This is a genomic window from Streptosporangium longisporum (assembly GCF_039534895.1).
Lineage (GTDB): Bacteria > Actinomycetota > Actinomycetes > Streptosporangiales > Streptosporangiaceae > Streptosporangium > Streptosporangium longisporum.
Map to the genome: position 1 here is coordinate 72,384 of NZ_BAAAWD010000004.1, position 19,283 is coordinate 91,666.

Annotated in this window: 18 protein-coding genes; 12 read left to right on the forward strand and 6 right to left on the reverse strand. The window is 72.5% G+C overall.

The window, feature by feature from the left end:
• Positions 1–38: 38 nt before the first annotated feature.
• From ABD832_RS03470 to ABD832_RS03480, 3 genes are read right to left on the reverse strand one after another with little or no spacing between them, the layout of a single operon-like run.
• The gene (locus ABD832_RS03470) at positions 39–803 is read right to left on the reverse strand and encodes a 3-oxoacyl-ACP reductase (protein WP_344888134.1); all 765 of its coding nucleotides are present in this window, start codon (positions 801–803) and stop codon (positions 39–41) included.
• Positions 804–807: 4 nt separating this feature from the next.
• A complete protein-coding gene (locus ABD832_RS03475) occupies positions 808–2,157 on the reverse strand; it encodes an aldehyde dehydrogenase family protein (protein ID WP_344888137.1) in 1,350 nt (449 codons plus the stop codon).
• 2 nt (positions 2,158–2,159) lie between these two features.
• Entirely contained in the window at positions 2,160–3,503 is a 1,344-nt protein-coding gene (locus tag ABD832_RS03480) for a glutamine synthetase family protein (protein ID WP_344888140.1), read from the reverse strand.
• A 108-nt stretch (positions 3,504–3,611) separates the two neighbouring features.
• On the opposite strand from ABD832_RS03480, the gene ABD832_RS03485 reads away from it, so the two are divergent.
• The 8 genes from ABD832_RS03485 to ABD832_RS03520 all read left to right on the forward strand — a co-directional run bounded on the left by ABD832_RS03485 (position 3,612) and on the right by ABD832_RS03520 (position 12,035).
• Positions 3,612–4,313, forward strand: a complete 702-nt coding sequence (locus ABD832_RS03485; protein ID WP_344888143.1) for a FadR/GntR family transcriptional regulator — start codon at positions 3,612–3,614, stop codon at positions 4,311–4,313.
• A gap of 59 nt (positions 4,314–4,372) precedes the next feature.
• Positions 4,373–5,125 carry a hypothetical protein gene (locus tag ABD832_RS03490; RefSeq protein ID WP_344888146.1) on the forward strand — a complete coding sequence of 251 codons (753 nt, stop codon included), beginning with the start codon at positions 4,373–4,375 and terminating at the stop codon, positions 5,123–5,125.
• A gap of 76 nt (positions 5,126–5,201) precedes the next feature.
• The gene (locus ABD832_RS03495) at positions 5,202–5,546 is read left to right on the forward strand and encodes a hypothetical protein (protein WP_344888149.1); all 345 of its coding nucleotides are present in this window, start codon (positions 5,202–5,204) and stop codon (positions 5,544–5,546) included.
• Entirely contained in the window at positions 5,543–6,229 is a 687-nt protein-coding gene (locus tag ABD832_RS03500) for a nucleotidyl transferase AbiEii/AbiGii toxin family protein (RefSeq protein WP_344888152.1), read from the forward strand. Before ABD832_RS03495 ends, ABD832_RS03500 begins: the two co-directional genes overlap by 4 nt.
• A gap of 146 nt (positions 6,230–6,375) precedes the next feature.
• Positions 6,376–6,573 (forward strand): hypothetical protein, encoded by a 198-nt coding sequence (locus ABD832_RS03505; protein WP_344888155.1) that lies wholly within the window; start codon positions 6,376–6,378, stop codon positions 6,571–6,573.
• Between the two features lie 714 nt (positions 6,574–7,287).
• Positions 7,288–9,075, forward strand: coding sequence for an ABC transporter ATP-binding protein (locus tag ABD832_RS03510; RefSeq protein ID WP_413224158.1), 1,788 nt, complete (start codon positions 7,288–7,290; stop codon positions 9,073–9,075).
• 357 nt (positions 9,076–9,432) lie between these two features.
• Entirely contained in the window at positions 9,433–11,088 is a 1,656-nt protein-coding gene (hutU, locus tag ABD832_RS03515) for a urocanate hydratase (protein ID WP_344888161.1), read from the forward strand.
• Between the two features lie 122 nt (positions 11,089–11,210).
• Positions 11,211–12,035, forward strand: a complete 825-nt coding sequence (locus tag ABD832_RS03520) for a MurR/RpiR family transcriptional regulator (protein WP_344888164.1) — start codon at positions 11,211–11,213, stop codon at positions 12,033–12,035.
• Between the two features lie 30 nt (positions 12,036–12,065).
• Here the strand turns inward: ABD832_RS03520 and ABD832_RS03525 are convergent, their stop codons facing one another.
• The 3 genes from ABD832_RS03525 to ABD832_RS03535 all read right to left on the reverse strand — a co-directional run bounded on the left by ABD832_RS03525 (position 12,066) and on the right by ABD832_RS03535 (position 14,432).
• Positions 12,066–12,815: an ABC transporter permease gene (locus ABD832_RS03525; protein ID WP_344888167.1), complete on the reverse strand. Its 750-nt coding sequence runs from the start codon at positions 12,813–12,815 to the stop codon at positions 12,066–12,068.
• Between the two features lie 16 nt (positions 12,816–12,831).
• The gene (locus ABD832_RS03530) at positions 12,832–13,791 is read right to left on the reverse strand and encodes an ATP-binding cassette domain-containing protein (protein WP_344888170.1); all 960 of its coding nucleotides are present in this window, start codon (positions 13,789–13,791) and stop codon (positions 12,832–12,834) included.
• Positions 13,792–13,901: 110 nt separating this feature from the next.
• Positions 13,902–14,432 (reverse strand): PadR family transcriptional regulator, encoded by a 531-nt coding sequence (locus ABD832_RS03535; protein WP_344888172.1) that lies wholly within the window; start codon positions 14,430–14,432, stop codon positions 13,902–13,904.
• Positions 14,433–14,578: 146 nt separating this feature from the next.
• Here ABD832_RS03535 and ABD832_RS03540 point away from each other — a divergent pair, with 146 nt between their 5' ends.
• From ABD832_RS03540 to hutI, 4 genes are all read left to right on the forward strand, one after another.
• On the forward strand, positions 14,579–15,265 hold the full coding sequence (locus tag ABD832_RS03540; RefSeq protein ID WP_344888176.1) for an SDR family oxidoreductase: 687 nt from the start codon (positions 14,579–14,581) through the stop codon (positions 15,263–15,265).
• Between the two features lie 129 nt (positions 15,266–15,394).
• On the forward strand, positions 15,395–16,561 hold the full coding sequence (locus ABD832_RS03545; RefSeq protein ID WP_344888588.1) for an allantoate amidohydrolase: 1,167 nt from the start codon (positions 15,395–15,397) through the stop codon (positions 16,559–16,561).
• Positions 16,549–17,910 (forward strand): formimidoylglutamate deiminase, encoded by a 1,362-nt coding sequence (locus tag ABD832_RS03550; RefSeq protein WP_344888179.1) that lies wholly within the window; start codon positions 16,549–16,551, stop codon positions 17,908–17,910. Before ABD832_RS03545 ends, ABD832_RS03550 begins: the two co-directional genes overlap by 13 nt.
• Complete coding sequence (gene hutI / locus ABD832_RS03555; protein WP_344888182.1) at positions 17,907–19,091, forward strand: imidazolonepropionase; 1,185 nt, start codon at positions 17,907–17,909, stop codon at positions 19,089–19,091. Before ABD832_RS03550 ends, hutI begins: the two co-directional genes overlap by 4 nt.
• The last annotated feature ends 192 nt before the right edge of the window (positions 19,092–19,283 follow it).

Consider the following 19,283-nt stretch of genomic DNA (forward strand, 5'->3'; position numbering starts at 1 on the left):
AGCCGGGCCCGGTGGCTCCGGGCCCGGCAGGGACTCCCCTACAGCGGGGTGACGTACGCGCCGGAGATGCCTCCGTCCACCAGGAACTCCGAGCCGGTGATGAAGCTGGCGTCGTCCGAGGCCAGGAACGCCACCGCGGCGGCGATCTCCGACGCCTCGGCGAAGCGCCCCAGCGGGACGTGCACCAGGCGGCGCTGGGCCCGCTCGGGGTCCTTGGCGAACAGCTCCCGCAGCAGCGGCGTGTTCACCGGCCCCGGGCAGAGCGCGTTGACCCGGATGCCCTCGCGGGCGAACTGCACGCCCAGCTCGCGCGACATGGCCAGCACCCCGCCCTTGGAGGCGGTGTAGGAGATCTGGCTGGTCGCCGAGCCCATCACGGCCACGAACGAGGCCGTGTTGACGATCGAGCCCTTGCCCTGGCGCCGCATGTACGGGATGACGTGCTTGCAGCACAGGTAGACCGAGGTGAGGTTGACCTCCTGGACCCGGCGCCAGGCGTCGATGCCGGTCTCCAGGATCGAGTCGTCGTCCGGCGGCGAGATGCCCGCGTTGTTGAACGCGACGTCCACGCTGCCGTAGGTGTCGAACGCGGTGGCGAACACCCGGGCGACGTCGTCCTCGTCGGTCACGTCGGCCCTCACGAACAACCCGCCGACCTCGGCCGCGGCGGCCCGGCCGGTCTCCTCGTCCAGGTCCACGCAGACGACGCGGGCGCCCTCCTCGGCGAACCGGCGCGCGGTGGCCAGGCCGATCCCGCTCCCGGCGCCGGTGATCACGGTCACCCGGTCCTGCAGACGCTGCATCGTTCTACTCCTCCTCGGAGATGAAGACGTTCTTGGTCTCGGTGAACGCCGCCAGCGCGTCCGGCCCCAGCTCACGGCCGAGCCCCGACTGCTTGAAGCCACCGAACGGCGTCCAGTAGCGGACGCTGGAGTGCGAGTTCACGCTGAGGTTCCCGGCCTCGACGGCCCTGGCCACCCGCAGCGCCCGGCCGACGTCACGGGTCCAGACCGACCCGCTCAGCCCGTACGGGGTGTCGTTGGCGATCCGTACCGCGTCGGCCTCGTCGTCGAACGGCACCACCGACACCACCGGCCCGAAGATCTCCTCGGTGAACGCCCGGTCGCCGGTCGAGCGTGGCGTCAGGACGGTCGCCGGGTACCAGAAGCCCGGCCCGTCGGGGCAGGAACCCCGCAGGTGGGGCTCCTCGGTGACGTAGGAGGCGACCCGCTCGCGGTGCTCGGAGCTGATCAGCGGGCCCATCTCGGTGCCCTCGTCGCGCGGGTCGCCGACCCGCACGCCCAGCACCGCCTCGCCGAACCGGGCCAGGAACTCCTCGTACGCGCTCCGCTCGACCAGGATCCGGGAACGCGCGCAGCAGTCCTGGCCGGCGTTGTCGAACACCGCGTACGGCGCGGTCGCCGCGGCCCGCTCCAGGTCGGCGTCGGCGAAGACCACGTTGGCGCTCTTGCCGCCCATCTCCAGCGTGAGCCGCTTGACCTGACCGGCGCAGACGGCGGCGATCTGCTTGCCGACCTCGGTCGACCCGGTGAACACGATCTTCGACACGCCGGGGTGCTCGACCAGCCGGGCGCCCGCGACCTCCCCGGCACCGGGCAGGACCTGCAGCACCCCCTCGGGCAGGCCCGCGGCCAGCGCCAGCTCGGCCACCCGCAGCGCGGTCAGCGGCGTCCACTCCGCGGGCTTGACGATCACGGTGTTGCCCGCGGCCAGTGCCGGGGCGACGCCCCAGGTCATGATGACCATCGGGAAGTTCCACGGCACGATCACGCCGACCACGCCCAGCGGCTCCCTGAACGTGACGTCGATCCCGCCGGGCACCGGGATCTGCAGGCCGTGGTTGCGTTCCGGCGCCCCGGCGTAGAAGTCGAGCACGTCGGCGACGTTGCCCGCCTCCCAGCGGGCGTTGCCGATCGTGTGCCCGGAGTTGGCGACCTCCAGCCCGGCCAGCTCCTCGGCGTGCTCGCGCACCAGCGCGGCGAAGCGGCGCAGCAGCCGGGCCCGGTCGGAGGGGGAGACCCTCCGCCAGTCCGCGTAGGCGCGACCGGCGCGCTCCACGGCCCTGTCGATCTCCGCGGCGTCCGCGGGCTCGATGTCGGCGAGCACCTCTTCTGTCGCCGGATTGATGATCTTCACGTTCACATCCGTTCGAATCCCCGGAACAGCTCCCAGTCGGTCACCGCCGCGTCGAAGGCGGCCAGCTCGACCCGGGCGTTGTTCGCGTAGTGGGACACCACGTCCTCCCCGAAGGCGTCCCGGGCGAACGCGGAGCCCTCCCAGAGCCCCAGCGCGTCCCGCAGCGTGTGCGGGACCGTTTCCGCCCCTGAGGAGTAGGCGTTCCCCTCGAACGCGTCCTCAAGCGGCAGCTCGTTCTCGATGCCGTGCAGCCCGGCCGCGATCAGCGCCGAGACGGCCAGGTAGGGGTTGACGTCGCCGCCGGGCACCCGGTTCTCGATCCGCAGCGACGGGCCGTGGCCGACCAGGCGGAGCGCGCAGGTCCTGTTGTCCACCCCCCACTTGACCGCGGTGGGGGCGAAGCTGCCGGGGACGTAGCGCTTGTAGGAGTTGATGTTCGGCGCGTACAGCAGGGTCAGCTCGCGCATCAGGGCCAGCTGGCCCGCGATGAAGTGCTCGCCGACCGGCGACAGGCCGTGCCGCCCCGGCCCGGCCATGACCGGCTCCCCGCCCTCGTCCCGCAGCGAGATGTGGATGTGGCAGGAGTTGCCCTCGCGGTGGTTGGGCTTGGCCATGAAGGTGATCGACATGCCCTCCTGGGAGGCGATCTCCTTGGCCCCGTTCTTGTAGATCGAGTGGTCGTCACAGGCGGCCAGGGCGTCGCCGAAGCGGAAGGCGATCTCGTGCTGGCCCAGGTTGCACTCGCCCTTGGCGGACTCGACGTACATCCCGGCGCCCTCCATGCCGAGCCTGATCCGGCGCAGCAGCGGCTCGACGCGGGCGGTGCCGAGGAGGGAGTAGTCGACGTTGTAGAGGTTGGCGGGGGTCAGGTCCCGGTACCCGCGGCGCCAGGCGTCCTCGTAGGTGTCGGCGAAGACGACGAACTCCAGCTCGGTCCCGACGAACGCGCCCCAGCCCCGCCCGGCCAGCCGGTCGAGCTGGCGGCGCAGGATCTGCCGCGGCGAGGCGGTCACGTCGGAGCCGTCCTCCCAGAGCAGGTCGGCCATCACCAGGGCCGTCCCGTCCTGCCACGGCACGCGGCGCAGGGTGGGCAGGTCGGGCTTCATGGTGAAGTCCCCGTAGCCCCGCTCCCAGGAGGACATCTCGTAGCCGTCGACCGTGTTCATGTCCACGTCGACCGCCAGCAGGTAGTTGCACCCCTCCGAGGCGTGCCCCAGCACCTCCTCCAGGAAGTACCGGGCCGAGAGCCGCTTGCCCTGCAGGCGCCCCTGCATGTCGGCGACCGCCAGCAGCACGGTGTCGATCCGTCCCGCCCGCACCTCGTCGTGAAGCTCGTCGATGTCCACGCGCCCTCCTCGCCGGAGTCTTATTGGGCTAGTGTTAGACCATTGACGTGCAGCGGGGGGAGCCTTGTCAAGGGCCGGAGGTGAGATTTGGACGAGGTGTCGCGGCTGGTGACCGTGCTTCGGCCGGTACGCGCCGGAAACGCGTTCGAGGAGACCGTGGAGCGGCTGCTCCAGGTCATCAAACTGGGCCTGGTGACCGAGAAACTGCCGCCCGAGCGGGAACTCGCCGCCCAGCTGGGCATCAGCAGGGTCACCCTGCGCGAGGCCATCCGGGCGTTGCAGGACGCCGGCTATCTCAGCGTACGCCGTGGCAGGTACGGCGGCGCCTTCCTCACCTACGCCCCGCCGCGCCCGCGCCAGGAGGACGAGCTGCGCCGGGCCGTCGTGGACATGGGCACCGACGACCTGGAGGACGCCCTGACCTTCAGGATGGCCGTGGAGTGCGGAGCCGCCCAGGTGCTCGCCACCACCGAGCTGACCCGGGAGCGCCGCGACACCCTGCGGGAGCGGCTGCAGGCGGTCAACTCGGCCAACCCCGACGACTACCGCCGCCTCGACACGGCCTTCCACCTGGCCATCGCCGAGCTGACCGGCTCGGCCCTGCTGACCGCCTCCTGCGCCGACGCCCGCCTGCGGATCACCGACCTGCTCGACGCGATCCCGATCCTGCAGCGCAACATCGAGCACGCCGGGGTCCAGCACGCGGCGATCGTGGCCGCCGTCCTGGCCAGGGACCCCGAGGCCGCGCGCCGGGCCGTGGCCGAGCACCTGGAGGGCACCGGCGCCCTGCTGCGCGGTTTCCTCGCCTGACGCGAGAGTTTCTCGCATAGCCTGATGAGTCGGTGGGAGATTTGTTCCAAGAAAGGATCATGGACACAGGACGGCTGCCGCTGTTCTGTTTCTTCGTCGCGCTGATCGCCGCCTTCCTGTTCACCAGGGTCAACGTCCGGCTCATCCGGGCCAGGGTCGGCTGGTTCCGCAACGTGAGCGTCGGCGAGATGCACATCCACCACGTGGTGTTCGGCGTGGTGCTGACCCTGCTGGGCGGGGTCGCGGGCCTCATCGTCTCGGGGGTGTCCGACGGCTGGTACGCGGTGACCGCGGCCGTCTTCGGCGCCGGGGCCGCCCTGATCCTCGACGAGTTCGCGCTCATCCTGCACCTGCGCGACGTCTACTGGGAGGAGGAGGGCCGCGCCTCGGTCGACGCGGTCTTCATGGCCGTCGCGATCACCGGCCTGCTCCTGGTCGGCCTGCGTCCGCTGGGCTGGGGGGACTCCGACGGCACCACGCCGGACGCCTGGCTGACCGCCGGCCTCATCGTGGTCAACCTCGGGCTCGCCGTGATCACCCTGCTCAAGGGCAAGCTCTGGACGGGGCTGGCCGGGTTGTTCGTGCCGATCCTGCTGGTGCCCGGAGCCGTGCGGCTGGCCCGGCCCGGGTCGCCCTGGGCCCACTGGTTCCTCGCCCCCGGCGCCCGGCACCCGCGCCCGGCCAAGATGGCCAGGGCCGAGCGCCGCGAGGAACGCTGGCGCCGCCCGGTGATCCGGGCCAAGATCTCCTTCCAGGAGTTCCTCTCCGGCCGCCACGACCTGCCCTCCACCCGCCGCCGCTCCCGCCGCTGAGCCGCGCGCGGACGCGGGAGCACGGGACGGCGCGCTTGCCGGTACCCATGCGCCGGGGACGGGCATACTGGGGAACGTGAGTACGCTTCCATCCCGCTGGGACGGCGTGGAACAGCGCGTCCCCGAATCGCTGGCCGACCTGCGCGGCCCGGCGACCGGGAAGGTCGCCCTGCCCGGGCACCTGGGCTGGTCCGGGCTGACGGAGTACGACCTGGTCAACCCGCTGCTGCGGATGAGCCTGTACCGCACGGTCATCACCGGGGGCGGCCGTTCCGACGCCGAGTCCTACCTCAACGCCGACCTGCTGCTGGCCGACTGGCCGACCCTGCGCCGGGGCATCGGGCCGAGCTACCGCAGGGCCTGGGAGACCAAGATCAGCGCACTGGGGTACGGATCCGGGGCGCCGGGGTGGCCGCGGTGATCCTGCCCCCCTTCCAGCAGCGGATGCTGGAGGCCGCGCTCCCCGCCTGCGCCCGGTTCGGGCTGGTCCTGGCCGGCGGCTACGCGATGAACGCCCACGGGTTCACCGAGCGCCCGAGCAACGACCTCGACTTCGCCACCGCCGCCGAGACGCCGCTTCCCGAGGTCGCCGAGGGCATGGCCGAGGCGTTCCGGCAGGCCGGGCTGGAGGTCACCCTGACCGAGGTGACGCCCAGGATGGGCCGCCTCGTGGTCAGCGACCCGGTGACCGAGCAGAGCTGCGAGTTCGACCTGCTCAGGGAGGCGTTCCAGCAGCAGCCCGTGATCGTCGGCGACGTCTCCGTCGTCTCCCTGGACGACGCGGTCGGCCTGAAGATGCGGGCCCTGCACGAGCGAAGCCTGGCCCGCGACGTCATCGACATCGCCTCGGTCTCCCACCTGTACGGCTTCCGCGAGCTGGAGCACCTCGCCCGGCTGCACAACGAGGAGTTCTCGATCGCCGAGCTGGTGATGCGGCTGGAGTTCGTCGACCTCATCGCCGACGAGGACTTCGAGGCCTACGGCGTGGACGGCGAGCGCATCACCGAGATCCGCCGGTTCGTCCGTGCCTGGGTGGAGGACATCGGCCTGCGCCGCGCCGAGGAGGGCGACGTGGAGTACGACGACGTTCCCGACCCGGACTGAGACGGTGCTCCCCGGCCGGGGTGCGCGGGGCGGGCCCTGGTCGGCGGTGTGTTCTGGGACCCGGGTGAGAGGGGAGGGCTCGTGTGACGCATACTCGGTCCCGTTCCGGGCAGTCGAAGGTCCTCTCTGCCGAAGGAGTGCTGATCATGGGTCTCATGGAGAAGCTCAACCTGCGCGAAATGAAGGCCAGGGCCAAGCGGACGCTGGGCAGCCGGACGGGGAACCGTCGTCTGGTGGCCGAGGCGAGGACCGAAGAGGCCGAGGCGAAGCTTCTGAAGACCCAGGACGAGATCCTGGACACCGTCGCGGAGATGCGCAAGGAGTACGGCGCCCGCCGCCACTGACCTCCCACCGCACCGGCCACCGGTGTCCCGCCGACGGGCTCACCTCGGAGCCGACTCCGCGTCGGCGGGACACCGGCCCCGGGCGGCCCGGGCCGTGCTCCGGCCCAGCCGTCCTTCACGGCTCCGGCCTTTTCGAACCCGCTTTTCTCCGGGTGCATCCCGGACGCCGCGACGGCCCGCAGGGCCCGCAAGGCCCATGGCGAACCTCCGGGATCCGCGGCGCCCCCGGACCACCGTCGTTCCTGTGGCCCGCGAAAGCCCGGTTCCGCCGACCTCACCGGTGACCTCACCCGCATTACCGGCGACCTCACCCGTGGCCCGCCCGCCCTGGTTCTACTAACCGCGAACCCCGGCCGCCTCCACCACGAGCCCCGGCCCGTTCCCGCCGCGCCCGTCCGGCCCCTCCCACGCCCGTCCGGCTTCCTCGGCGTCAGGCCGGTGACACCCTCCCGCTCCTGATCCCCGCGCCGGACGCCCGGCCTTCCGGGGATCCCGCCGTTCCGGCGGACCCTCGCCCCCGCCCCCCGCGCGCCTCGCTCCGCCGCGTCCCCGATACGTGCCGACCCGCGTCGCCGACCCGCGCCGGCTCGGTGAGCACCGGGCACCACCACCCTTCTCCCGTCAACCGAGATTGACAGCGATCACCTCGTCAACTTATGTTGACATCATCGATTCCCGATCACGGGACAGCGACGAGACGCCCGGGGTGAGCGCATGCGCGGTAGACAAGAAGGACGGCCGAAGGCCGATCATGTCGTTTCGGAGGGGATCGCATTGCCCACAACCGCGTCCTGGCGGCTGCTGCTCGCCTACGTACGGCCGCACCGCGGGGCACTGCTGCTGGGCGGGACGCTCACCCTGGTCGGCTCGCTGGCCGGGCTCGCGATGCCGCTGCTGGCCAAGGCGGTCATCGACGCCTTCGGCGAGCGGAGCTCCCTGCTCGGCCCGGTGCTGGGCCTGACCGCCGCCGTGCTCGCCGGCGCGGCCATCGGCGCGCTGGGCAACTACGTGATGGAACGGATGGGCGAGGGCATCGTCTTCTCGGCCCGCCGCCGCCTGGTCGACCGGATCCTGCGGCTGCGGGTGCCGGAGGTCGACCGGCTCAAGCCGGGGGACCTGATGTCCCGGGTGACCTCCGACACCACCCTGATGCGGTCGGTGTTCACCAACGGCGTGGTCGAGATGATCAGCTCGGTGTTCATGCTGGTCGGCGCCATCGTACTGATGGCGATCATGGACGGGATGCTGCTCCTCATCACGCTCGGCGTGCTGGTCGTGGTCGGCGGGATGGTCAGCCTGATCATGCCCCGCATCCGGGAGGCGTCCGTCCAGGCGCAGGCCGCGGTCGGCGAGATGGGCGCGGTCCTGGACCGGGTGCTCCAGGCGTTCCGCACGGTCAAGGCCAGCGGTGCCGAGGCGCGGGAGATCGCCACGGTCGGCGCGGCGGCCCAGGAGGCGCGCGACCGGGGGGTCGCCGTCGCCTGGCTGAACTCCGTCGCGGGCATCTCGGCGTGGGTATCGGCGCAGCTCGCCTTCGTGGCCGTGCTCGGCGTGGGCGGGGCCCGGGTGGCCTCCGGCTCGCTGGAGGTCTCCTCCCTGATCGCCTTCCTGCTCTACCTGTTCTACCTGGTGGCCCCCATCGGGCAGCTCGTCCAGGGCGTCACGCAGCTGCAGAACGGCCTGGCCGCGGCCGAGCGGATCCGCGAGATCGAGGAGCTTCCCGGTGAGACGGCGGACGGCGCGTTCTACCGGGCCGGGGGCAGCCCCGCCGGGGTCGTCTTCGAGAACGTGGCCTTCCGCTACGGCGACGACCGGCCGGTCGTGCACGACGACGTCTCCTTCGAGGTGCCCGCGGGAGGCCTGACCGCCCTGGTGGGGCCGTCCGGGGCGGGCAAGTCCACGGTCTTCTCCCTGCTGGAGAGGTTCTACGAGCGCCAGGCCGGGTCGATCAGGATCGACGGCCGCGACATCGACGACTGGCCGCTGGCCGAGCTGCGCGCCTGCCTCGGCTACGTCGAGCAGGACGCGCCGGTCCTGGACGGCACCCTCAGGGAGAACCTCGTCTTCGCCGCGCCGGACGTGGACGAGGCCGACATCTGGCGGGTGCTCGCCCGCACCCACCTGGAGGACCTGGTCTCCCGCCTCCCCGAGGGGCTGGACACCCGGGTCGGGCATCGCGGGATCATGCTCTCCGGTGGCGAGCGGCAGCGGGTCGCGATCGCCCGTGCCCTGCTGCGCGGCCCCCGGCTGCTCCTGCTGGACGAGGCCACCTCCCAGCTCGACGCGGTCAACGAGCTGCGGCTGCGCGAGGTGATCGCGGAGGTGGCGTCGGAGACGACCGTGCTGGTGATCGCCCACCGCCTCTCCACGGTGACCGGCGCCGGCCGGATCGTGGTCATGGAGGCGGGCCGGGTGCGGGCCGTGGGCACCCACGACGAGCTGCTCGCCGACGACGCCCTGTACCGCGAGCTGGCCGCCACCCAGTTCCTGCTGCCCACCTGACCGCGCCCACGGCGGGTGAACGCATCGCACGGTCACCGGCTCGATTGGGCAAATTCATATCCTTCACAAGGAATAACGCGCGCGCGGGCCCGGTGGGCTGATTCGCCGTCCGGTGAATCGGGCATCCCGCCAGTGCGAAGCCTCTCCTTCGCACCGGGGCGCCCATCGGGCGCGCGCCGCATTCGATCGCCCGACCCCGTCCGTGCGGGACGAGAGCCGGGGCGTGACGATCGTTACGGCCACCACCAGGGGTGTCGTGGGCGCGCTGCCCGCGGCACCCCGTCCTCCGGGTTGACCCGCGGTCCCCGCGTGGCCAAGTATGAATGCGTTCATTCATCTCCGATGGGGAGGTCGGGCATGACCGGCAGCAGGGTTGTGCGCGCGCCGCGCGGTACCACGCTCACCGCCAAGGGGTGGCCGCAGGAGGCCGCGCTCCGCATGATCCAGAACAACCTGGACCCCGAGGTCGCCGAGCATCCCGAGGAGCTCGTCGTCTACGGCGGCTCGGGCAAGGCCGCCCGTGACTGGCGGTCCTTCGACGCGATCACACGAACCCTGACCACCCTGGAGGGCGACGAGACGCTGCTGGTGCAGTCCGGCCGCCCCGTCGGCGTGTTCCGTACCCACGAGTGGGCCCCCCGGGTGCTCATCGCCAACTCCAACCTGGTGCCCGACTGGGCGAACTGGGAGGAGTTCCGGCGGCTGGAGGTCGCCGGGCTGACCATGTACGGGCAGATGACCGCGGGTTCCTGGATCTACATCGGGACCCAGGGCATCCTGCAGGGCACCTACGAGACCTTCGGCGCCGTCGCCGCCAAGCGGTTCGGCGGCAGCCTGGCCGGGACGATCACGCTGACCGCAGGGCTGGGCGGCATGGGCGGCGCCCAGCCGCTGGCCGTGACCATGAACGGCGGCGTGGTGATCTGCGTCGACTGCGACCCCCGGTCGATCGACCGGCGTATCGAGCACCGCTACCTGGACGTCCGCGCCGCCGACCTGGACGAGGCGCTGCGTCTGGCGTACGACGCCCGTGACCGGCGTGAGCCGCTGAGCATCGGGGTGGAGGGCAACGCGGCCGAGGTCGTGCCCGAGCTGCTGCGCAGGGGCGCCGAGATCGACGTCGTCACCGACCAGACCTCGGCCCACGACCCGCTGATGTACCTGCCGGCCGGGGTCGCCTTCGAGGACATGGCCGACGAGCGCGCCAAGGACCCGGCGGGCTTCACCCTCCGGGCCCGCGAGTCGATGGCCGCGCACGTGGAGGCCATGGTCGGCTTCCAGGACGCCGGAGCCGAGGTCTTCGACTACGGCAACTCGATCCGCGGGGAGGCACGGCTCGCGGGATACACCCGCGCGTTCGACTTCCCCGGCTTCGTGCCCGCCTACATCCGGCCGCTGTTCTGCGAGGGCAAGGGGCCGTTCCGCTGGGCCGCGCTGTCGGGGGAGGCCTCCGACATCGCCAAGACCGACCGCGCGATCCTGGAGCTGTTCCCCGACAACGAGCCGCTCGCCCGGTGGATCCGGCTCGCCGGGGAGAAGGTGCACTTCCAGGGCCTGCCCGCCCGCATCTGCTGGCTCGGCTACGGCGAGCGCCACCTGGCCGGGGAGCGGTTCAACGACATGGTCGCCTCCGGGGAGATCGAGGCCCCGCTGGTCATCGGCCGCGACCACCTCGACTGCGGGAGCGTCGCGAGCCCGTACCGGGAGACCGAGGGCATGGCCGACGGCTCCGACGCGATCGCCGACTGGCCGCTGCTGAACGCCATGCTCAACGTCGCCTCCGGTGCCGCGTGGGTCTCCATCCACCACGGCGGCGGGGTCGGCATCGGCCGCTCCATCCACGCCGGCCAGGTCACCGTCGCCGACGGCACCCGGCTCGGCGCCGAGAAGCTGGAACGGGTCCTCACCAACGACCCCGGCACCGGCGTCATCCGCCACGTCGACGCCGGGTACGACGAGGCCGTCACCGTGGCCTCCGAGCGGGGCGTGCGCGTCCCGATGCGCGAGTCCTGACCGTCCGGCCGGGGTGCCGCGTGCCCGGGGCGGGGGCACGCGGCGCCCACCGGCGTCCCGGCCGGGAACGGACGACGGCGGGACGGGGAATGCCCGTGATGCGTCGAGCGGTTGGAGGGGGCGTGGCGGACGGACTCGATCGGTTTCTGGAGGGGCGGCGGCTCTCGCCCGCGCAGCGGAGGATCGCGCGCTACCTGGGCGACCACCTGTCCGAGGCCATCTTCCTGTCCAGCGTGGAGCTGGCCGAGCGCGCCGGGGTGAGCCAGCCCTCGGTGACCAGGTTCGCGATGGTGCTCGGTTTCGCGGGCTACCCCGAGCTCAGGCAGGCGCTGCGGCCCCTGGTCGTGGGAGGACGGAGCACGTCGCGGGCCAACGACCTGCAGGCCGCGATCGACGCGGAGATCGACAACCTGCGGAACGTACGCGAGGCGCTGGGCGACCCCTCGGCCCTGGTGGAGCTGGGCACCCGGCTGGCCGGATGCGAGCCCCTGCCCGTGCTGGGCCTGCGGGTCTCCAGCGGGCTGGCCACCACGTTCGCCTACTTCGCCCGCAGGATCCATCCCGACGTCCGCCTGCTCACCCACGGCGGATCGGAACTGGCCGACGGCCTGCACGCCGCGCGCCGGGCGGGGGCGGGCTGGCTGCTCGCGGTGATCCTGCCCCGCTACCCGGCCGAGGCCGTGCAGGCCCTGCGCGACGCCCGTGACCTGGGCCTGCGGGTCGCGGTGATCACCGACCGGCCGGACGTGCCCTTCGAGGCCGACGTGATCCTGGCCGCCCCGGTCGGTGAGCGGCTCGTCTTCGACTCGCACGCCGCGCCGCTGGCCCTGGCCATGGTCCTGGTCGAGGCCATGGCCGACGCCGCGCCGCTGCGCACCCAGGCCCGGCTGGAGGAGTACGAGCGGATGACCGACCGGGCCGGGGTCTTCACCGAGCAGCTCGACTGACGGCGCGTCCCCTGCGGGGATCCGCCGCCGCTACCCCGCGAGCCGCTTCATCGAGGCGACCGACCAGCGCAGGGCGGCCGCGGCCAGGACCAGGACGAGACCGAACGCCAGCGGGATCGAGCCGTCGGTGAAGTCGCCGTCGAACAGCGCCCGGCCGGCCTCGACCGCGTGGTAGAGCGGGTTGAACTGCGCGACCGCCCGCATCCAGTCGGGGGCCAGCGACATGGGCAGCATGATGCCGGTGAGCAGGATCAGCGGCATCGCGAAGAACTGCATGATCTGCGACATGCCGTTCTCGTCGCGCAGCGCCAGCGCCATGCCGTACGACAGGCCGGAGGCGAGCAGCCCGGTGGCGGCCATCAGCACCAGCATGAGCGCCAGCCCCGGCAGGCTTGCCCGCATGCCCATCAGCGTGGCCAGCGTGATCACCAGCAGGGCCTGGAGCACCAGCACGATCATGTCGCGCAGGGTACGGCCGAGCACGATCGCGGGACGCCAGGCGGAGCTGACCGCGAGGCGTTCCAGGTAGCCGTTGCGGATCTCGTTGATCATGCCGAAGCCCACGAAGAGCGAGCCGAACAGGGCGATCATCATCATCACGCCGGGGGTGAACATCCGCAGCGTGTCGGCCATGGTGCCGCCCGCGGTGGTGTTGGCCACCAATGGCGCGAACAGGAGCAGGTACAGGACGGGCTGCATCAGGCCGAACAGCGGCCAGACCGGGTTGCGCAGGGTGGCCTTGAGCTCGTAGCCCAGGAACAGCATCGTGTGTCGGAGCATGGGGGGTCCTCGTCGTTCAGTTCTCGTCGCGCAGGGAACGGCCGGTGTGGCGCAGGAAGACGTCGTCGAGCGTGGCCCGGTCCAGGGAGATCGACCGGATCGGCAGCCCGGCCCCCTCCAGGAGGCGGAGCAGCGCGGGCAGGTTGTGCTCGCCGTCGTCGAGGTAGGCGCGCAGGACGTCGTCCTCCTCGCGGGTCTCCCTGACGTACGGTTCGGCGTCGAGGAGGACCCGCGCCTCGGGGGCCCGGTCGAGGCGCAGGGTGACGACGTCGCCCGCGACCTCCTTCTTGAGCTCGGCGGGGGTGCCCTCCGCGACGACGCGGCCGTGGTCGATGATGACGAGCCGGTCGCAGAGCGCGTCGGCCTCCTCCAGGTAGTGGGTGGTCAGCAGCACGCTGGTGCCCCGCTCGCGCAGGGCGCGCACCTCGTCCCACAGGCGGGCGCGGTTCTGCGGGTCCAGGCCGGTGGTGGGCTCGTCGAGGAAGAACAGCGGCGGGTGGTTGACCAGGCCGAGGGCGAGGGCGAACCTGCGCTTCTGGCCGCCGGACAGCGTCCGTACGGGGCGGTCGGCCAGCTCGGTCAGGTCGAAGGCGGCCAGGAGCTCCTCGCTGCGCGCCTTCGCCCGTGCGCGGGACATGCCGCCGATCCGGGCGGCGAGGATCAGCCCCTCGCGGCCGGGGGCGTTCTCGTCCACGCCGCCGCCCTGGCCCACGTAGCCGATCCTCTCCCGGACCCGGGCCGCCTCGGTGACCACGTCGTGGCCCGCCACCCGGGCGGTGCCGGAGGTGGGGGCCACGAGGGTGGCGAGCATCCGGATCGTGGTGGTCTTGCCCGCGCCGTTGGGACCGAGGAAGGCGAAGATCTCGCCCTCGGGGACGGACAGGTCGACGCCCTTGACGGCCTCGACCTCCTGGGGGGCGCCCCTGCCGCGTCGAGCGGTGAAGGTCTTGCGCAGGTCGTGCGCTTCGATGATCATGAATCTCCGTCGTGGGGGATGCGGGAGGGTCCCGGGAACGGGCGCGCGGGCCCGGCCGGGTCTCCGGTTCGGTGATCTTCCGGTCGTTCGGGTGCGGCGCGGGCGGGGGCTCAGGGGAGCTTGCCGGACCTGACGTCGCCGACGGTCTCCTCGATCCAGTCGAGCTGCGCCTGGAACTGGCGGATGTTGAGCCGCAGGCACTCGTCGACGTGCCGGGGGGCTCCGTAGGCCTGCTTGCCGCCCAGGGCCCGCTCCATCATCGCGATGGACGCCCGCAGCTGCTCGACCCTCGCCTCCATGGCGTTGACCAGGTCGGCGGGGGGGAGCCGGTCCATGAAGGTGAGCGCGACCTGGAAGGGGTCGACGATCGGCTTCACGAACCACCAGCTGTTCATCAGCTGCTGGTGGAAGTCGGCCCGTCCGGCCTCGGTGACGCCGTAGACGGTTTTGCCGCCCCTGCCCTGCTCGACGACCTCCAGAAGCCCTTCCTCGGCCATCTTGGCCAGGCCGTGGTAGATCGAGCCGTAGGCCACGTTGGCCCAGGTGTCGGCTCCCCACAGTTCGAGGCGGCGTCGTACCTCGTAGCCGTGCAGCGGGCCGTCGAGCAGTACGCCGAGCAACAGGGTCCTGGTGGAAGACATGCTCAAATTTGTATTCAAGTTTGAGTACGATGTCAACACGCGGGAGATCAGGAGTGACGACGACGGCGTCCTCCGGGGGAGGCGGTGCGACCGGCCGGGTCCCCGGCGGCGCGGACGTGATCGGGGGGCCGAGTAGGGTGATCGGCATGTCCGAACGCCCCACCGCGCTGGTCACCGGCGCCTCCCGCGGGGTCGGCGCCGCGATCGCCCGCGCCCTGGCCCCCACCCACGACCTGCTGCTCGGCGGCCGCGACACCGAGGCGCTCGCCACGGTGGCCTCAGGACTGCCCGGCGCACGCCCCTGGCCGGTGGAGCTCACCGCCGTCACCGAGACCGACGTCGCCGACGTCGACCGGCTCGACGTCCTCGTGCACAGCGCGGGAGTGGTGACCCTGGGCCGCGTCGAGGAGACCCCGGCCGAGGCGTGGCGGCGCACCATGGAGATCAACCTGATCGCGGTGGCCGAGCTGACCCGGCTGCTGCTCCCCGCGCTCCGCGCCGCGGGCGGTCACGTGGTGCTGATCAACTCCGGGTCGGGGCAGCGGACCAGCCCCGGCTGGGGGTCGTACTCGGCCAGCAAGTACGCGCTGCGCGCCTTCGCCGACGTGCTCCGCCTGGAGGAGCCGGGCCTGCGGGTGACGACGATCTACCCGGGGCGGGTCGACACCGACATGCAGCGCGGGGTGCGCGACCAGGAGGGCGGCCCCTACCAGCCGGAGAAGTACCTGGACGCGGACTCGGTGGCCCGGGCGGCACTGGCGGCCCTGACCGCGTCCCCCGACGCCCACGTCACCGAGATCACCGTCCGTCCCGCCGCGGGCCCGCCGAACTGAGGGCGGCTCCCACCCATGCCCGCCCGGCCGGGCACGGGCGGGCACGGGTGGGGCGGTCGCGACGGCCGGGTGTCTCGCGGGCTCGCCAATGAATGAGTTCATTCACATAATGGGAGGGTGTTCGACGAGATGTGGGGTGCCATCGAGCACCTCGGACGTGACGACCGGACCCGGGGCTACCTGCGGGACGCGTGGTCGCCCGCCGATCTGGAGCTCCGCCTCTGGTTCGAGCAGGAGGCGGCCAGACGCGGCCTCGGCACCGTGCAGGACCGCAACGGCAACCTGTGGGCCTGGTGGGGCGACCCGTCGGCCCGGCCGGGAGTGGTCACCGGCAGCCATCTCGACTCGGTACGCCAGGGCGGCGCCTTCGACGGCCCCCTCGGCGTGGTGTCGGCCTTCGCCGCGCTCGACCTGCTGCGGGCCAGGGACTTCCGGCCCGCCCGCCCGCTGGGGATCGCCTGCTTCACCGACGAGGAGGGCGCCCGGTTCGGCGTCCCGTGCATCGGCTCCCGCCTGCTGACCGGCGTCCTCGACCCCGACAGGGCCCGCTCGCTGACCGACGACGAGGGCGACTCGCTGGCCGAGGTACTGCGCCGTGCCGGGCGCGACCCCCGGGAGCTGGGCCGTGACGAGGAGACCCTGCGGCACATCGGCGTCTTCGTCGAACTCCACGTCGAGCAGGGCCGGGACCTGATCCACCGGGACGCGCCGGTCGGCGTCGCCTCGGCCATCTGGCCGCACGGCCGCTGGCGCTTCGACTTCCACGGCCAGGCCAACCACGCGGGCACCACCCGCCTGGCCGACCGCGACGACCCGATGCTGCCCTTCGCCCGTACCGTGCTGCACGCCCGCCAGGCCGCCGAGCGCGACGGCGGCGTCGTCGCCACCTTCGGCAGGACGCGCGTGTCGCCCAACAACGCCAACGCCGTCCCCGGCCTGGTGAGCGCCTGGCTGGACGCCAGGGGCGGCGACGAGGACGCGGTCAGGGCGCTGGTCGCCGAGGTCACCGAGTTCTCCGGGGCCGAGGTGACCGTCGAGTCCTGGACCCCGCTCGTCGACTTCGACACGGCCCTGCGGGAACGGATCGCCGCCGTCGCCGGGGACGCCCCCGTCCTGGCGACCGGTGCCGGACACGACGCCGGGATCCTCGCGTCCGCGGGTGTGCCCAGCGCGATGGTGTTCGTCCGTAACCCGACGGGCATCTCCCACTCCCCGGAAGAACACGCCGAGAGGGCGGACTGCCACGCCGGGGTCGCCGCCCTCGCCGCCGTCCTGGAGGATCTGTGCGGGAACTGACCTACTGGTGCGAGCTGGCCTGGCTGCCACCGGGACGCGCGGTCGCGGGGGTGCTCGTCGCGGTCCGGGACACGGTGATCACCCGGATCGACACCGGGGTGCCGTCCCCGCCCCCGGGAGCCGTCCGGCTGGCGGGGCTGACCCTGCCGGGCCTGGCGAACGCCCACTCCCACGCCTTCCACCGCGCCCTGCGCGGGGTGACGCAGCGCGAGAGAGGCACCTTCTGGACCTGGCGCGAGCGCATGTACGCCGTGGCAGGGACGCTCGACCCCGACTCCTACCTCGCCCTCGCCAGGGCGACCTTCGCCGAGATGGCACTGGCCGGGATCACCTGCGTGGGGGAGTTCCACTACCTTCACCACGCCCCGGACGGCAGGCCCTACGACGACCCGAACGTCATGGGACACGCCCTGATCCAGGCGGCGCGCGAGGCCGGGCTGCGCATCGCCCTGCTGGACGCCTGCTACCTGACCGGGGGCGCCGGCGTCCCGCTGAGCGGCGTCCAGCTCCGGTTCGGCGACGGCGACGCCGGCCGGTGGGCCGCGCGGGTGGAGGAGCTCGCGGCCCGCCACCGCGGGGAGCGGGACGTGGAGATCGGCGTGGCCGTGCACTCGGTCCGAGCCGTCCCGGCCGATCAGATCCCCGTGGTGGCCGACGTCTCTCGGCGCCACGCCGTGCCGCTGCACGCCCACGTCTCCGAACAGCGGGCCGAGAACACCGCCTGCGAGGAGGCGTACGGCATGAGCCCGGTGCGGCTGCTGGAGACCTGCGGCGCCCTGGGTCCCCGCACGACCGCGGTGCACGCCACGCACCTGTCGGAGGCCGACATCGCGCTGCTCGCAGGCTCCGGCACCCGCGTGTGCATGTGCCCGACGACCGAGCGCGACCTCGCCGACGGCATCGGGCCCGCCAGGACGCTCTTCGACGCGGGATCGCCGATCACGCTCGGCTCGGACAGTCACGCGGTCGTCGACCTGTTCGAGGAGGCCCGCGCGGTCGAGCTGAACGAGCGGCTGGCCAGCGAGCGGCGCGGCCACTGGCCGGCCGCGGAGCTGCTGCACGCCGCCACGGCCGCCGGGCACGACTCGCTCGGCTTCCCCGGCGCGGGCGTGCTCGTCCCCGGCGCCTGGGCCGACCTGGTCTCGGTACGCCTGGACTCGGCCCGCACGGCCGGCGCCGACCCCGGGCACCTCGCCGAGACCGTGGTCTTCGCCGCCACCGCCGCCGACGTGCACTCCGTGGTCTCGGGCGGCCGTCACGTGGTCTCGGACGGACGGCACGTCCTGGGCGACGTCGGAGCCCTGCTCGCCGAGGCGATCGCCACGACACGACAGGAGAGCGCGCCATGAGGAGCGTCACAGACGACGGGGAACGGCCGTCGGGGAGCACGCTGTTCGACCGCATCGGGCTGCTCTACACGGGCGACCCCGCGCGGGAGGAGATCCACGACGCCGCGCTGGTGGTCGAGGACGGCCACGTGGCATGGGTCGGGCACGCCGGATCGGCGCCCGACGCCGACGAGCGGATCGACGTGGACGGCCGCTGCGTGATCCCGGGCTTCGTCGACAGCCACGCCCACCTCGTCTTCGCGGGCGACCGCACGGCCGAGTTCGCCGCCCGCATGACCGGCCGCCCCTACACGGCGGGCGGGATCCGCACCACGGTGTCGGCGACCCGCGCCGCCTCCGACGCCGAGCTGGTGGCGCGCACCGCCACGCTGGTCGCCGAGATGCTCGCGCAGGGGACGACCACGGTCGAGATCAAGAGCGGGTACGGCCTCACGGTCGAGGACGAGCGCCGCAGTCTGGAGATCGCGAGCGGATTCACCCCGGAGACCACCTACCTGGGCGCCCACGTCGTCCCGCCGGACGTCCCCTCGGCCGAGGAGTACGTCCGCCTCGTCACCGGGGAGATGCTCAAGGCGTGCGCGCCGCACGCCCGCTGGGTCGACGTGTTCTGCGAGCGCGGCGCCTTCGACGCCGACCAGTCCGGGGAGATCCTGCGGGCCGGGATGCGGGCGGGGCTGATGCCGCGCGTCCACGCCAACCAGCTCGGCCCCGGGCCCGGGGTGCGCCTCGCCGCCGAGCTGGACGCCGCCTCGGCCGACCACTGCACCCACCTGACCGACGACGACGTCTCGATCCTGTCCTCCTCGGGCGTGGTGGCCACCCTGCTCCCCGGTGCCGAGTTCTCCACCCGTTCCCCCTACCCCGACGCGCGCCGCCTGCTGGACGCCGGGGTGACGGTCGCGCTGGCCACCGACTGCAACCCGGGCTCCTCCTTCACCTCCTCCATGCCGTTCTGCGTGGCGCTGGCCGTCCGCGAGATGGGCATGACGCCGGTGGAGGCGATCAGGGCCGCCACCCACGGCGGGGCCGAGGCGCTGCGCCGCGGAGACGTCGGCACGCTGCGGGTCGGGACGCGGGGGGACCTGGTGATCCTGGACGCCCCGACGTACGTCCACCTCGCCTACCGGCCGGGAGTGCCGCTGGTGACGCAGGTGTGGAAGGAAGGCCGGCGCCTGGTCTGATCGAATTCCCCGGAGGGCCGGGGTATGGGGGGCATCCTCCCTGAGGAGGAAATCCAAAACCATTCTCCAGGCGTACTTCTTGAGGGAATCTTTGCCATGATCCGCCCGTTGAAAAGACAAGCGATGTGTCTTGACGCACGGGGCGTTGAACGAGCGGGTGGGCACGTCATAAGCAGGCGGAGCGAGGTGCCA